Raw genomic sequence first — 15,016 nt, 5'->3', positions numbered from 1 at the left:
TGAGGCCTCGACCCGAAATGGCGATTCTCGTGACCGGAGCGGCGGGCTTCATCGGTTACCATGTGGCCGATCGCTTGCTCGCACGTGGCGAGACGGTCTTCGGCATCGACAATCTCAATGATTATTATTCGGTCGCACTCAAGCGTGACCGGATTACCGATATCGCGACGCGCCGGGGCGACTCGTTCCGCTTCCTTCCCCTCGACTTCTCCGATCACGAGGCCCTGGACAGGGGGCTGGACGGGCATGGGATCGACAGGATCGTCCATCTCGGGGCGCAGGCCGGGGTGCGCTACTCCATCGAGAACCCGCGCGCCTACGTTCAGGCCAACGTGGTCGGTCACCTCAACATTCTGGAATTCGCGCGCCACCGGGGTGTGGCGCATCTCGCCTATGCCTCGTCCTCCTCGGTCTATGGCGGCAATACCTCCCTGCCCTTCCGGGTCGAGGACCGTGTCGACCATCCGGTCTCGCTCTATGCCGCCACAAAGAAAGCGGACGAGTTGATGAGCGAGACCTACGCCCATCTTTATCGCCTGCCCCAGACGGGCCTGCGCTTCTTCACCGTCTACGGGCCGTGGGGACGGCCCGACATGGCCTTGTGGCTGTTCGCCAAAGCCATCTTCGCGGGCGAGCCGATCCGTGTGTTCAACGACGGTGCGATGCGGCGGGATTTCACCTATATCGATGACATCGTCGCCGGCATCCTCGCCTGCCTCGACAATCCGCCGCCCGATGACGGCGCGGAGAAGGCGGGCGGCAGTCATGCGCCGCACCGGCTCTACAACATCGGCAACAACACGTCGGTGCCGCTTCTGCGCATGATCGACGTGCTGGAGGAAGCTTGCGGGCGTCCGGCGATCCGTCGGTCCGAGCCGATGCAGTCCGGCGACGTGAGGGAGACCTATGCCGATCTCAGCGCCATCTCCCGTGACCTCGGCTATGCCCCGACGACGCCGATCGAAATCGGCATCCCGGCCTTCGTGCGCTGGTTCAAGGCCTATCACCGGCTCGGCTGATACGAACCAGACACCCCCGCGGCGACGGCATTGCAGATGGACAGCGTCCTGTCGGGGATCCGGCTGCTAGCGGGAGGTCCCTCATCCCCCAAATGGGGGATGGCAGCAATGGGCGGGATGCTAGTGTTCCCAGGACCGACGGGCTCGACCTTACCCGGGATTCCTATGGAACAGAGATGTTCATCGATTGCCGTATCACCTACGACCTCCGATCAGATGATCGGAGCCTCGACCTTTGGACAGTGTTCGACACCAAGACCGGCCGCCCGGCATTGGTGAATGGTGTCCGGCAGGTCGGGCTTGCCTTCGCTGCGGCCGACGCACTGGTCGACGTCCTGAACGCCATGGAGCGCGCCGCGCCTGGCTCGTCCGTAACCTGGTGAAGCAGGGCTCAGCGCCCTGGATCGTCCGTCTTTTCGCCCTTATGGCCGGGAGCGTTCGCGCCGTGAGCCGATCACGGGCGTGAACGACTTTAGCCCCTTCGGCGCCCCGTCCTTAAGACAACGCTAACCCTGTTCTTTTACCACGTTGGGGTCGGCGAGGAGCCGTCCCGATGTAAGGGCCGTGCGTCTTGGACGTGGGCGATCCTCTGGGGCGATCTTTGGCCGCCGCGTCCGTCGCGCCGGTCCGGGATGCGTGAAGGGACGTCCGAGAAACACCCCGGGCAGTGGTCTTGTCGCGCGAGACGTTCGACGCCAGGGCCGCGGAGAGACAGTCGTCCGGGATGCGTGCAGGGCCGACCGCAGGATGGCACAGGACGGGGCTTCGTAGCCTGATCCTGACGGCCGCCGTCGCCTTGCCGGGGGTGCAGGCGCAGGCCCAGTCGCGCCCGGCGACACAGCTTGCTACCCCGACTTTCGGCAGCACGAATCCCTCCTCCGCCACGGGTGCCGGTACCACGGGTGGTCCGACCCTGCGTGGGAGCGGCGCGTCCGGCGATGCATCGACGGGTGCCGCCTCCCCAAGCGACGGCGCTTTTTCGCAGACGGACGATGGTTCGGCCGGCACCGCTGCCCGGCGGCGCTCCCCTTCGCCCGTTCCGCCTGTGGCTTCGAGCGCCGGCAACAACCGCAATCCCACCGATCTCTTGCGCCTGCGCGCGATCCCACCTCGTCGTTTCGGCGTGGCGACGACGCGGCCGGTCCGTTCCATCGTACGGACACCGTCGCCGGACCTGCGCCTGACCCCGGTGATCCGCAACGCCGTCGTCGGCGCGCCGCTGCCGACCCCGTCACCCGCCCCGCCCCTGGCGCCGTCCCTGACCCTGCTACCGCTCGCCGGGATCAGCACGCCGGGTGCTTTCCTCGGCTCGGCCCTGCGCAGGCCGCTGGTGGTGGACGAGGCCTATGCCCCCCTCGGCATCAAGCTCGGGACCTTCACCTTCCTGCCGGTGTTCCAGCAGAGCGTGGGCTACGACACCAATCCGGACCAGGTCACGCCCAACCGCGCCAAGGGGTCGCTCGCCCTGCGCACCGAGGGCGAACTCGCCTTCCGCAGCGACTGGTCCTCGCACGAACTCGCGGGCGAACTCCGCGGCGGCTATCTCGACTTCCCTGACAACCAGGCCGCCAGCCGGCCCAACGGCGCGGGTACCGTTCGCCTGCGCCTCGACGCCAACCGCAGCACCACCGTCGATGTGGAGACCCGCTTCCTCGTCGACACGCAGCGGCCGGGCTCGCCCGACATCAATGCCACGCTCTCGAACCGCCCGATCGTGGCGAGTTACGGCACGACGATCGGTGTCACCGAGACGTTCAACCGTCTCCAGGTCTCCCTGCGGGGCCTCATCGACCGGTCGGAGTTCGAGAGCGCGACGCTCTCCAACGGGGCGATCCTGAACCAGAGCGACCGCAACCTGAACCAGTACGGGCTGAGGCTGCGCGCCTCCTACGAGATCTCGCCCGTCATCTCGCCCTTCGTCGACGTCCTGGCCGATACCCGCGTCTATGACCTGCGCACGGATTCCAACGGGATCCGCCGGAATTCCGATGGCATCACGGTCACGGGCGGCGCGCGCGTGGCGCTCACCCGTTTCATCAACGGCGAGGTCTCGGCGGGTCTCCAGCATCGGACCTATGTCGATCCGGGCCTGAAGGACCTCACCGCGCCGATCATCAATGCGGCCCTGATCTGGACGGCGAGCCCGCTCACCACGGTGCGGCTCAACGCGGCCACCGGCATCATCGAAACCGCCGTCCCGGGATCGAGCGGCGTGCTGACCAAGGCGGTGACGCTGGAGGTGCAGCACGACCTCCTGCGCAACCTGTCGATCACGCTGGGCGGCGGTTACCTCGCCAGCGACTACGACCGGGTCAACATCACCGAGCGTGGTTTCTCAGCCACCGCACGGCTCGACTACCGCTTCAACCGCTGGCTCTCCCTGCGCGGCAGCTACATCTACCAGCAGATCGACAGCAGTTCCGCTGGGTCGAGCTTCAGTGCCAATACTTGGCTGCTGGGGCTACGGGTCACGCCTTGAGGGGGCTCGGGCCGCCTCCCGAAACCTGTGCATCCGCAGGGCTTTAGGTGGCCTCTGTCGAGTGCCGGATAAGGCCCTACCGCGCCAATGCCAGCGACGCGCCGGACTTGGAAAGCGCACCGTCCAGCGCCCCGCCGCCCTGGCGCAGGCGGGCCGTCACGGTGCCGCCTGGCTGGTAGAGATAGACCTCGCCGTCGCGGTAATCCCAGGCGGTGACCTTCGCCAGATCCTTGTTGGCGCAACCGGACGCATTCGCCTTGTAGAGGTCGAGGGCGGGGGCGCTCGACAGGGAGACCTTGCAAGTCGAGCCCGTGGCGTCCCTGGCGTTCCAGCTTCCCACCACCGAGGAGCGACCGCTCGACACGACCGGCGGAGCCGGCGGTGGCACGTAGACCGGCTCGGCAACGACCGGGGCAGGCGCGACGGCCACGTCCGTGCCGACCGGAGGCGGGGCGTCGACAGGGGCGGCGCTGGCGCCTGGTGGAGGAGCAAGGGGGGAAGAGGTCACCGGACCGGCGGGCATGGCCGGTGCGGCCGGCTCGAGAGCGGCCTGGGCACCGAGACCGGCACGGCTGCCGCGGCTCGGCCCATCGAGGCGCGACGAGCTGCAGGCGCCGAGGCCTGCGGCAAGGGCGACGAGGGCAACGGTCGACAGGAACTGACGCGGCATCGATCTCTCTTCCCGGCGGGGACATCGGCAATAGACCGCTGCGTCACCGCCAATTGCGCTGACGGCAAGGCAATGCGGGACGACCGAGAGGGGAAAGGCGCATCGCTCTGGCTTTTCGGACACGGTGTGGCGGCAAGGCCTCAATCGCCCCCGCGCATGCTCGCGGCCTCAGCGCCGAGGTGCCACTCCATCGATGGCAAGCCGAAGATGCATGGGCCCGCGCAAGGCAGCGCCCGAGCGATAGGGAGGCGGATCGTCGATCAGACGCGGATGGACGAGGCGTTGTGCCAGCGCCACCAGGGCCGCCTCGGCCTCGAACCGGGCGAGCGGCGCGCCCGCGCAATAATGGAGTCCGCCGCCGAAGCCGAAATGACGGATATCGGGGCGATCCGGATCGAACCGGTCCGGATCGCAGAACACCGCCGGGTCGCGATTTCCGGAGGCGAGGAGGAGGACAATGTCGGCACCCTCCGGGATGGTGATGCCGGCGATGTCGATGGCGCTCAATGCCCGCCTTGTCCGGAAATGCACCGGTGGGTCGTAGCGCAGCATCTCTTCGATCAGACGCGGCGCGAGGTCCGGCTCGCCGGCGAGCCGCGCGAGGATATCGGGGTGGCGCACCAGAGCCAGCGTGCTGTTGGCGATGAGGTTCACGGTGGTTTCGTGCCCGGCCACCAGCAGCAGGATGGCGCTGGCGATGAGGTCGACTTCGCCCATCCCCGGTTCGCCGCCTGGCCCGGAACCGGCACTCAGGCCCGACAGCATGTCGTCTTGCGGATGTCGGCGCTTTTCCTTGATGAGGCCACGCATGTAGGTGGAGATCTCGTCGAAGGTGATGATGTTCTTCGCTCGTGCCTCTTCGTTGCCGAGGTTGTCCGGTTCGAGGGCCGAGGCGAGCTGCGTCGCCCAGCCGTGGAATTGCGGCTCGTCCTCCGGCGGCACGCCGAGCATTTCGCAGATCACCGTGACGGGAAGCGGATAGGCGAGGTCGCAGACGAGGTCGAAGCTCGTCGCATCGCTCTGCTTGTCCAGGAGGTCGGCCACGAGGTCATGCGAGCGCCCGCGCATGGCATGAACGCGCTGATGGGTGAATTGCCCCATCACGGCCATCCGCAACCTGTCGTGATCCGGTGGATCGCGGAAGATGAAGGGGCGATGGGTGTTGGTGAGGTGGTCCTTGACCGGGTTGACGATCCAGTCCGAGAACGGATTACCAGTCCGGGGGCGTTCGCTCGGCGGCAGTGTCTCCGAACTGATCCGCGGATCGTGCAGGAGGCTCGTGATCGCCGCATGGGTCGAGACCACATAGATGCCGTCGTCCTGGCGTGAGACGGGCGTCTCGCGCAGTCGGGCATAGAGCGGATAGGGATCGGCCCGGTTCGCCTCGTCCTTGACCGCCTCGAACAGCTGTCCGGTCTTCATGGCGATGTCCGTTTCTCGGGAAAGCCCGGCGACAGCACCGTCAGATTGTGTTCGTCGGTTCCACCGCAGATCGGAGGGAATGGTGCGCGGGCGGCGATCTGCTCGGCATAGGCGGGAAGCCACCGGGCGGAATCAAACGACACGGCTGCGATGCAGCGGCCTTTCGCGCCGTAGACGACGACGAAGCGGCCCTCCTTCGGGCTCCCCTGCGCGAAGACCATGGAATCCGCCCCTTCGGTGAGGCCGACCGACTTGATCGTGATCCCGCCCTGGGACGACCAGAAGGCGGGCATCTCGGCATAGTCCGTTTCATTGGCTTCGCCCGCGAGAAGGCGCCCGGCGTGCTCGCCCTGCGCCACGGCGTGTCCCCAATGTTCAAGGGCGACGGGACGTCCGTCAAAGAGCGGATGGGGGAACCGCGCCACGTCGCCGGCCGCGGCGATGGCCCTGTCCGGACGCCCCTCGGTGTCGAGGGCGTGGCCGGCCTCGTTGCAGACGACGCCGCCCGGCCCGGCATCGAGCCCCGATCCACTCAGCCATTCAGTGTTGCGCACCGCGCCCAACGCCACCACCACGAGGTCGGTTTCGACTACATTGCCGTCCTCGAGAATGGCCCGGACCACCCGGCCTGCCTCATTGCCTTCGAGCCGCGCGACCTTGGTCCGGCTGCGCAGGTCGACGCCGAGAGCTCGGTGCAGGGCAGCGACGATCTCGCCCACCGGCTGCCCGAGGATCCGGGCGAGGGGCGCCGGCCCCGGATCGATCAGCGTGACGGCGCGGTCGAGGGCCCGGCAGGAGGCCGCGACCTCGCAGCCGATGAAACCCGCGCCGATGATGAGGACGCGCTTGGGGCCGGGGGCGAGCGCCTGACGCAGGGCGGCGGCATCGTCGCGCCCGCGCAGGGTATGGACCCCGGCAAGGCCTGCCTCGGTCGGGTTCGGCCATGATCGTGCGCGCGAACCCGTGGCGATGAGAAGCCGGTCATACGACAAGGTCGTACCGTCGGCGAGGCGGACCTCGCGCGCCTGCCTGTCGAGACCGGTGGCGGCCACGCCGAGCCGCCAATCGGCAGCGAGGGCGTGGAGGTTCGGCAGGACCGTCGCTTCGGGCGCCACCTCGCCCGTAAGAGCGGATTTGGAGAGCGGCGGCCGGTCGTAGGGGCGATGTGGCTCATCGCCGACAAGGGTGAGGCGGCCGGCAAAGCCCGCGCGGCGCAGGGCCTCGGCCCCGCGCAGGCCCGCCAGGGACGCGCCGACCACCACCGTATGTCCCCCGGTGTTCTTCCTTTCGGCGTCCATGCTTCTCATCGGCCCTGTCGCTCCGGATCCTCGACGCGGATCGCCTGGACCGGGCAGGACACCCGAGCGCGCTCGATGGCGAGACGGGCGGAGGAAGAGGGAGCGGGGTCGTAGAACAAAGCCTCTCGCCCATGCAGCACGAAATGTCCCGGCGCCGCGTAGCAGCACTGAGCATAGGCTTGGCAACGGTTGAGATCGACGGTGACGCGCAAGGGTGGCGTCGCGTCGGGTGGCAAGGAAGAATCTGGCATGAGGCTCGCTGCAGGAATCACCCGACAAGGTTTCCGGCGAGCCGAGGTTCCGTCGCGAGCGCAAAGGTCGCGTGAGCGCTTCACGATTCGGCGTCGGTCCCGAGCTTCCGGTGCATCACCAGGGCATCGACCAATCCGAGGGTCGGATGCCGGAACGCGTCGGGCAGGCGCGCAAGTTCCGAGAAGCCGAGGCTCTTCCACAGGGCTACCGCGCGGGTATTGCTGGCGACGACGAAGTTGAACTGCATTGCCAGGAAGCCCTGCCGGGCGGCATCGTCGATGGCGTGTCGTCCCATGGCGCGGGCGATGCCGCGGCCGACCGCGTCGGGATGCGTCATGAAACCGGCATTGGCCACATGGGCCCCGCCACCCTGCTGGTTCGCCTTGAGCATGAAGGTACCGAGCACCCTGCCCTCGTCCACGGCGATGAAGACCTGGTTTGCCGGGGCGAACCAATAGTCCAGCATGGCCTTGCGGGATCCGTCACGCGGAAGCGCATAGGTCTCGCCCGCCCGGATCACCGGCTCGAGGATGGACCAGATCGCATCGGAATCGTCGGGTTCGGCGGCACGAATAAGAAGGGACGTCATCGTTCGATCCGGGCTCATGCCACTCCGATTCTTCCCCAACCGGGAAGTTTGATCGCCGGGCGGCGCAGGTCGAGTCCTGCGACGAGGCCGAGCAGGTTGATCTCGACCCCCTCGACCCAGCCGACAGTGATACCGGCATAGCCGCCGACGGTCAGCCTGATTCCGGTGCCGCTCGGCGTGCGCTCGACGATGCGTCCGGGAGGCGCCCAATCCTTCCCCAGCGCCGTCGGCGGAAGAGTGACCTGCGGCTCCGGCAGGCGGGCCAGCACATGCGCCGCGAAGCTGTTCGAGTTCGGGCCTGGCCAAGCCCGGTAGGTTCCGAGCGCCCGGTAGGGGTAGTCGGCCACGGCCGCGCGGATCGCCGGGATGGCGCGGGCGGCATCGTCCCCGTCGAGGGCGAGAATGGTTTGCGGATCGTTGCCGAACCAGCGGCCGTCTGCGGCCCAGCCATCCGTGCGGACCGGCATCCCCCAGCCGACCACGTCGTAGCGGGTGTAGCGGGCGGCACCGGCCGGTTTCACCACGATCCAGCTGTGATGGGCAAAGATCCCGCGCCAGCGCCCGACACGCGCCGCATAGACCCTGACGAGGGCCGGATCGGTCGCTTTGGGCGGGCGCAACAGCCCGGCGCTCGACCAGTCGGCCACTGCCCAATCCGCTGCGCCGCCGCCCCGCGCCGTCCACCACAGCGCATGGGTGCCGAGCGGCAGGAGGAAGAGGCCGAGCAGAAGGAGGCCGAGCATTCGGACGGTGGTGCCAAGGAGGGAGAGGGAGATCACGAGCAAGGATGTTTGCCTGCGCCGAGCCTCCCGCAAGCGCCGCCTTCGTCGCAGCGGCGCCTGCCGTTGATGCAGTTCGGCAACAGGCGGGGCTCCAACCGTCCATCAGCGCCCTCCTCCCCTTGCGGAAATAGACGCTCTCGCGGATGAAACATTATAACATAATTCTTGAGGGGCGTGATGCGGACGAGACGATCGAGGATCTGGCTGGCCGGGACGATGCTATCCGGCGCGGGCCTGACATCCGGCGCGATGGTCGCTCCCGTGGCGGCCCAGCAGGCCGAGGCGACGCTCTCCGAACTCAGCGTGACCTCCGCGAGCCCGATCCTTCCCGCCCCCGGCCCTTCCGCCGTGGGTGGGTTTCCCACCGGCGTGCTGCCGGTCGTCGGCGACAGCTTTTCCCCCGTCACGGTGGTGACCCGCTCCGAGATTCAGCGCAACCAGCCCCGCACCCTCGGCGACGCCCTGTCCGACCGCCCCGGTATCTCGTCCTCGACCTATGCGCCGGGCGCGGCTTCGCGGCCGATCATTCGCGGCCTCGACAATGCGCGGGTGCGAATTCAGGAGAACGGAATCGTCAATGGCGGCGTATCCGATCTCGGTGAGGACCATGCGGTGCCGGTCAACCCGCTCACCGCCGACCGGATCGAGGTGATCCGGGGGCCCGCGACCCTGCGCTACGGCTCGGGCGCTATCGGCGGCGTGGTCTCGTCCGAGAATAACCAGGTGCCGACCTTCATTCCGGCCCGGGGTGTCTCCGGCCAGGTCACCACCGGCTATTCCAGTGTCGATAACGGTCGGCTCGGCGCGGCGAGCGTCGATGCCGGGGCCAACGGCATCGCGGTCCATGCCGACGGGTTCAAGACGGCAACCGATTCCTACGCGATTCCCGGCGGCATCCAGCGCAACTCGGCCACCGAGACGCAGGGTGGCTCCATCGGAATCTCGGCGATCGGCGATCGCGGATTTCTCGGCGTTTCGTTCAGCCATTACGAGGCGATGTACCAGATCCCCGGTGGCGAGTCGGAAGAGACCCGCTCAAGTCTGAACCCGAAGCAGGACCGGGTGCTCGCACGTGGCGAGTACCGACCGCTCCAAGGGCCGTTCGAGGTTCTGCGGTTCTGGGCCGGCGGCTCGGTCTACCGCCACGAAGAGATCGGTCTGGCGCATCACGACCATGAGCATGAGCACGACCATGAGGAGGTGGCCGGCCCCGAGGGCGTGCAGGCCATCTTCAAGAACCGCGAGGTCGAGGCCAGGTTCGAGGCGCAGCACGTGCCGGTCGTCACCGCGCTCGGCACCCTGACCGGCGCGGTCGGCGTGCAGACTAGCCGGCGCGTCCTCAATTCGCAGCTCGAGAGCTTCCTGCCGCCCACGGAATCGCGCTCCCTGGCCGCTTATCTGTTCGAGGAACTCGCAGTGGGGGGCGGCCTGCGCTTCCAGGCGGCCGGCCGGATCGGGAACGACCGGCTCAACAGCATCGCCACGCTGTTCCCGACCGACTATCTGCCCGGCGGCATCGATCCGTCGAGCTACGCACTGACCCGCCGCTTCGCCCCCAAGAGTCTGAGCTTCGGCGCTCTGCAGGACCTCCCCTACGGGTTCGTGGCGAGCATCAACGGCTCCTATGTCGAGCGCGCGCCCACCAGCTACGAGCTGTTCTCGCAGGGACCGCACCACGCCTCCGCGACCTTCGAGATCGGTGATCCGACCCTGAAGCTGGAACGCGCCCGCACGATGGAGCTCAGTCTGCGCCGGGCCGAAGGCCCCCTGCGTCTCGACGCGACCGGATATGTCACGCGCTATACCGGCTTCATCTACCGCCGGGATACGGGCAACCGCTGCGATGACGATTTCGCCTCTTGCGGCAGCGGCGACGAATTGCGCCAGATCGTCTACTCCCAGGCCAACACGACCTTCTACGGCGCCGAGATCGGCGCGCAGCTTGACATCGTTCCCGTTGGCGACGGCTGGGCCGGGATCGAGGCGCAATACGATTTCGTACGGGCGCAGTTCGACGACGGTTCCTACGTTCCGCGCATTCCTCCCCATCGTCTGGGTGGTGGCGCCTTCCTACGGGCGAATGGCTGGTTCGGCCGTGTGAACCTCCTTCACGCCTTCGACCATACGGAGATCGCGCCGTTCGAGACGCTGACCCGGGGCTGGAACGACCTGCGCGCCGAACTGGCCTACACGCAGTCCCTCGACCCGGCGATCTACGGTGCCACCGAGGTCACGGTGGGGCTCCAGGGGCGCAACCTCCTCGACGACGATATCCGCAACTCAGCGTCGTTCAAGAAGGACGAGATCCTGCTGCCAGGTCGCAACGTTCGGCTGTTCCTGACGGCCCGGTTCTGAAGCCGGAGCCCTCCTCAAAACGGGCCACACCGGCCCGTTTCGGGACCGATGAGACCGAAGTCGGACAGTTAGCTGCCCGCGGCATGACAAACCGTGCTATAAGGTGAGCAACCCCGCACGAACCCGTGCCCTGGGCAACTCCATGAGGCCCAAGTGGCGAATGCGTTTAAAAGTGGTGCGTCCCAGTCGCGCACCACTAACGATTTCAACGAACGGGCCAAGCAGCTCTCCGAGCGTCTCGGCGCTATCGAGAAGCCGGCGCAGATGAAGCGCGGCAACGCCCCGCGCCGCTCGTTCAAGGCCGGCCCCCGCCCCGAGGCCGATACCGAGCCGAAGGGCGAGGTCGAGACGACCTCCGAGAAAGACGAAGGCGAAGCTGAGGGCGAGGCTTAAACTTCGGCCTCCTGTCGCTAGTCCTGATGCGGCATTGAACCGGCGCGCCGAATCTCGTGTTCCGAGCATCTGTTCAATGCCTGTCATCGTGCTCCATTCTCGGCGTGTGTGCCGCGTCGAAACGCGAAGGGCCCGGAGCGCCGCAGCGGATGCGAAATCCGGTACGACGTTCCGAGCCCTTGACTCATCCAGCTTCCGGCGTCCCCCGGAGCGGCGAGGCTAACCCTTCCCCGGGAAGGGCTTCCTCTGTGGGTGTCAGCGGCGAGCCTTGGCCTTGCGAGCCGCGTAGCGCGCATCGCGCTGGGCCTTCTTCTCGGCGAGTTCGATCGCCTTGCGTTCGGCGGCGAGACGCGTCTCTTCCTCTTCGCGGGCGATCTGTGCGGCGAGCTCCGCCTCCTCGCGGGCGCGCTTCTCTTCAGCGGCCTTCTTTTCGGCCGCGATGCGGGCGGCTTCGCGTTCGCGAGCCCTCTCGTCCCGGGCGCGGGCAACCGCGGCGCGGGCCTGGGCCTTGGCAACCATTTCCGGGTCATCCGCCGGAGGACGGGCCTTGAATTTTTCCAGCAGCATCTGCTTGGCGCTGGCGGAGTTCTTACGGCGGTCGTCGAAATTCCTGTAGTCGAAGGCGCTCATCTGACCTTTCTCGGGTGGTGCGTCTCGGCCCGTTCCGCGAGCGGAAGCGCGCGGCGCTGAGCCTTGCTGTGAATCATCGGAAGACGGGATCGAATCGAAAAGCCCAATGCCTCACGATTCGGCCGGAATCAACAGAAGCCGCCCATGACAGGGCGGCTTCCTACGCATGTGTTGAACGAAGGCCTCACTGAGCAGCCCTCGCCCTTAGCAGTTCAGGCCGCCTGAAGGTTGCCGGCGGACTGCTTTCCGGTGCGACGGTCGTTCTCGATCTCGTAGGACAGCTTCTGTCCCTCGATGAGATTGCGCATACCCGCGCGTTCCACGGCCGAGATATGGACGAACACGTCCTTGCCGCCGTCATCGGGCTGAATGAAGCCGTAGCCCTTGGTTTCGTTGAACCATTTCACGGTGCCCGTGCTCATGGTGATGTCCTTCTCGTCGTCGGGAGGAACGCGATTGCAGTCTTCGCGCCCTCGTCTCGAATTGTGTGGGGAGGGGCCTCTCGGGCCGCAGAAAACGACGTGCGGCCGACAGGGCGCAGGGTTTCGGAGATGCGATGAGATCGAAGCGACAGACCGCGGCAGTTCTGCAATGACTGCTGGGCGTGCGACCCGGATTGAACCGGCGGGGGATCGTGGAAGACAAGGTCCGATAGGTGAAAGTTAGGGTGCCTGCGATGTTCAGACAAGGCTCCCGGCCGTTCCGGGTTCCCGTCGAGATGCGCGATTTCCATCCTTCCCCGGAGCCGACTGAACGAAGGGCTGCGGCACCGGCCGAGATTGCCCTCGTTGGTGGTGCGGTCTAGGCTTGCCACTCTGCGACATGAGGCGAGGAACGACCTTAACGACCCGGTGAGGGGTCGTCACGGAAGGTTGACCGGCATCGAAGCGGGGGCGGGATGACGGAATCGACGGCTGACAGACGAACCTTTGCGGGCATGCCGTTGCAAGGGGCGAGAGCGGACCGGTCCGAATCACGGGCGGGCCGTGTTTCGTGACGTCGAACACGCGTGACCTAAAGGGCAGAGGCCTGAAACACGGCTGCGCGGGCGTGGCCATGGCCGTCCTCGGCGGCGTGTCGATGAGCACCTTAGCCGCTTCCCCCGCCATCGCCTTCGACCTGTTCGGCATGTTCGGTTCCGAAGAAGAGCCGCCGGCACCGAGCGGCGACACGCTGCCCTATTCGGTGAAGTTTCAGGGGCTCGAGGATGACGACGTGCTGCAGGCTCTGCAGGACACCTCCACGCTCTATCGCCTTCGCCAGGACGCTCCGCCCGACGGCGAGGGCATCGTGCGGCGGGCGGAGGCGGACCTTCGCCGCCTGTCCGACGTGCTCTCCGGCTACGGCTATTACCAGGGCAAGGTCGCCATCCGCATCGATGGCGTCGAACTGACGGGCGAGGCCTCGGTGGCGGCTGCGGCGCGTGCCGCCGAGGGCGGCCGGAACCGGGCCTTGGTGCCCGTGAAGATCGTCGTCGATGCCGGACCGCTCTATAAGCTCCGCACGGTGACGGCTTCCGATCCGCGCGGCAACGATTTCCCGTCCGAAGTGCTGCCCGAGCGTTTCACCCGGGTGGGTGACGACGTCCCCGCTCGTTCCGCCACCGTTCTCGCCCGCGAGGCGAAGATCGTCGACCGCTTCCGGGCGCTGGGCCATCCCTTCGCCAAGGCGGTTTCGCGCGATCCTGTGGTGGATGACGAGGCCCACGTCATGGATGTGCGCTTCACCATCGATCCCGGGCCGATCGCGGGGCTGGGCGAGGTCGTCGTGCGCGGTACCACCGGCATCGACCCGGCGGTGGTGCGCTCCTTCATCTATAGCGAGCCGGGCGATCCCTATTCACCCAAGGCCGTGGCCGACATTCGCCGGTCCGTCGCCAAGGTGGAGGCCCTGGGTTCCGTCCGGGTACGCGAGGGCGAGGCGCTCGACGCGCAGGGCAACCTGCCGATCTTCGTCGACGTGACCGAGCGCGACCGTAACCTGATCGGGGTCGCGGCCCGCTTCTCCACGGTCGATGGCCCGGGCATCCGTGCCTATTATGCCAACCGGAATCTGTTCGGCGGCGGAGAGACTCTGCGGCTCGATGCCGACATCTACTATCTCGGCAACGACCTCTACGCTGCGCAGCGCAAGGCCGCCGGGATCGATTCGAACGGGCTGGGCGGCCGGATCTCCGCAACCTTCGTCAAGCCGGCTCTATGGGGCACGCGCAACGATCTCGTGGCCAATGTCTTCGCGGGCCGCGAGGCGCAGCAATCCTACGTCTCGGACGCGGCCGGCGGCACGATCGGCATCCGGCACCGGTTCTCCGACACGTTCTACGCGCAGATCGGCGTCGACGGTCAGGCCGGACGCTCGCAGGACGCGCTCGGAAAGGTCGATTACCGCCTCGTCGGCGTGCCACTCTCCGTCGCCTACGATTCCACCGACAATCTGCTCGATCCGACGCAGGGGTTCCGTGCCACCGCCTCGGTGACACCCTATGCCGGGTTCCTGGGCTCGGATCCGTCGATCTTCGTCGCCAAGGCGCAGGGCTCTACTTATTACGCCCTCGACGACGAGGCCCGCTACATCCTCGCCGGCCGCGTCGGATTCGGCTCCATCTCGGGCGCGAGCCTGGAGGACATCCCGGCCAATATCCGCTTCTTCGCCGGCGGTGGCGGCTCGGTGCGTGGCTTCCCCTATCGGACCTTGGGCCCACGCGGGCCGTTCAACCTGCCGGTGGGCGGGCGTAGCCTGCTCGAAGCTTCGGTGGAGGCGCGGGTCAAGATCACCGACACAATCGGAATCGTGCCGTTCTTCGACGCCGGCACAGCCTTCGAGGGCAGCCTGCCCGATTTCGAAGAGCGCATCCGCTACGCGGCGGGCCTCGGTCTTCGCTATTATACCGGCATCGGCCCCATCCGCGTCGACGTGGCGTTCCCCCTCGACCGCATCAAGGGGAACCGCGAACGTCCCGTGGCCCTGTACATCAGCCTGGGGCAGTCGTTCTGATGGAATTTTTCGGACGGGTTATAGTTCGGTGCGCATCGACCCTCCCCCCTCTGCGGGGGAGGGTGCCTGCGGAGCAGGCGGGAGAGGGGCCGACCTCTCCGGACATGGCGCTCCCCTCTCCCGACCCGCTTCG

At 67.2% G+C, this 15,016-nt stretch carries 14 protein-coding genes; 6 read left to right on the top strand and 8 right to left on the bottom strand.

The genetic code is table 11. The features are described from left to right. Positions 1 to 17 precede the first annotated feature (17 nt). From ASF32_RS22260 to ASF32_RS22250, 3 genes are all read left to right on the top strand, one after another. A complete protein-coding gene (locus tag ASF32_RS22260) occupies positions 18 to 1,019 on the top strand; it encodes an NAD-dependent epimerase/dehydratase family protein (RefSeq protein WP_056433889.1) in 1,002 nt (333 codons plus the stop codon). A gap of 176 nt (positions 1,020 to 1,195) precedes the next feature. Further along, a complete protein-coding gene (locus ASF32_RS22255) occupies positions 1,196 to 1,402 on the top strand; it encodes a hypothetical protein (protein ID WP_056433887.1) in 207 nt (68 codons plus the stop codon). A gap of 341 nt (positions 1,403 to 1,743) precedes the next feature. Beyond that, a complete protein-coding gene (locus tag ASF32_RS22250) occupies positions 1,744 to 3,498 on the top strand; it encodes an outer membrane beta-barrel protein (RefSeq protein ID WP_056433885.1) in 1,755 nt (584 codons plus the stop codon). Positions 3,499 to 3,574: 76 nt separating this feature from the next. On the opposite strand, the gene ASF32_RS22245 is transcribed toward ASF32_RS22250, so the two are convergent. The 6 genes from ASF32_RS22245 to ASF32_RS22220 all read right to left on the bottom strand — a co-directional run bounded on the left by ASF32_RS22245 (position 3,575) and on the right by ASF32_RS22220 (position 8,472). Then, positions 3,575 to 4,168: an AprI/Inh family metalloprotease inhibitor gene (locus ASF32_RS22245; protein WP_056433882.1), complete on the bottom strand. Its 594-nt coding sequence runs from the start codon at positions 4,166 to 4,168 to the stop codon at positions 3,575 to 3,577. A 168-nt stretch (positions 4,169 to 4,336) separates the two neighbouring features. Next, the gene (locus ASF32_RS22240; protein WP_056433878.1) at positions 4,337 to 5,590 is read right to left on the bottom strand and encodes a cytochrome P450; all 1,254 of its coding nucleotides are present in this window, start codon (positions 5,588 to 5,590) and stop codon (positions 4,337 to 4,339) included. Then, positions 5,587 to 6,888, bottom strand: a complete 1,302-nt coding sequence (locus ASF32_RS22235; protein WP_056433875.1) for an FAD-dependent oxidoreductase — start codon at positions 6,886 to 6,888, stop codon at positions 5,587 to 5,589. Before ASF32_RS22235 ends, ASF32_RS22240 begins: the two co-directional genes overlap by 4 nt. Positions 6,889 to 6,893: 5 nt before the next feature. Beyond that, positions 6,894 to 7,139, bottom strand: a complete 246-nt coding sequence (locus ASF32_RS22230) for a ferredoxin (protein ID WP_200919226.1) — start codon at positions 7,137 to 7,139, stop codon at positions 6,894 to 6,896. An 80-nt stretch (positions 7,140 to 7,219) separates the two neighbouring features. Further along, positions 7,220 to 7,729, bottom strand: coding sequence for a GNAT family N-acetyltransferase (locus ASF32_RS22225; protein ID WP_056433869.1), 510 nt, complete (start codon positions 7,727 to 7,729; stop codon positions 7,220 to 7,222). A gap of 14 nt (positions 7,730 to 7,743) precedes the next feature. Beyond that, complete coding sequence (locus tag ASF32_RS22220; protein WP_056434251.1) at positions 7,744 to 8,472, bottom strand: DUF3750 domain-containing protein; 729 nt, start codon at positions 8,470 to 8,472, stop codon at positions 7,744 to 7,746. Positions 8,473 to 8,727: 255 nt separating this feature from the next. Between ASF32_RS22220 and ASF32_RS22215 the strand changes: the two genes are divergently transcribed. After that, positions 8,728 to 10,866, top strand: coding sequence for a TonB-dependent receptor (locus ASF32_RS22215; protein ID WP_056433866.1), 2,139 nt, complete (start codon positions 8,728 to 8,730; stop codon positions 10,864 to 10,866). 153 nt (positions 10,867 to 11,019) lie between these two features. Then, entirely contained in the window at positions 11,020 to 11,259 is a 240-nt protein-coding gene (locus tag ASF32_RS22210) for a hypothetical protein (protein WP_056433863.1), read from the top strand. Between the two features lie 255 nt (positions 11,260 to 11,514). Here the strand turns inward: ASF32_RS22210 and ASF32_RS22205 are convergent, their stop codons facing one another. Together ASF32_RS22205 and ASF32_RS22200 are read right to left on the bottom strand one after the other, a co-directional pair. Further along, on the bottom strand, positions 11,515 to 11,889 hold the full coding sequence (locus ASF32_RS22205) for a DUF6481 family protein (RefSeq protein ID WP_056433860.1): 375 nt from the start codon (positions 11,887 to 11,889) through the stop codon (positions 11,515 to 11,517). A 212-nt stretch (positions 11,890 to 12,101) separates the two neighbouring features. Next, positions 12,102 to 12,311: a cold-shock protein gene (locus tag ASF32_RS22200; RefSeq protein WP_018043862.1), complete on the bottom strand. Its 210-nt coding sequence runs from the start codon at positions 12,309 to 12,311 to the stop codon at positions 12,102 to 12,104. 658 nt (positions 12,312 to 12,969) lie between these two features. Between ASF32_RS22200 and ASF32_RS22195 the strand changes: the two genes are divergently transcribed. After that, positions 12,970 to 14,883: an autotransporter assembly complex family protein gene (locus ASF32_RS22195; RefSeq protein ID WP_244477931.1), complete on the top strand. Its 1,914-nt coding sequence runs from the start codon at positions 12,970 to 12,972 to the stop codon at positions 14,881 to 14,883. Positions 14,884 to 15,016: the final 133 nt, after the last annotated feature.

Origin of the sequence: Methylobacterium sp. Leaf91, assembly GCF_001422815.1 — a bacterium.
Lineage (GTDB): Bacteria > Pseudomonadota > Alphaproteobacteria > Rhizobiales > Beijerinckiaceae > Methylobacterium.
The sequence above is the reverse complement of the archived record's forward strand: the minus strand, read 5'-3'. Positions and strand labels throughout refer to the sequence as shown.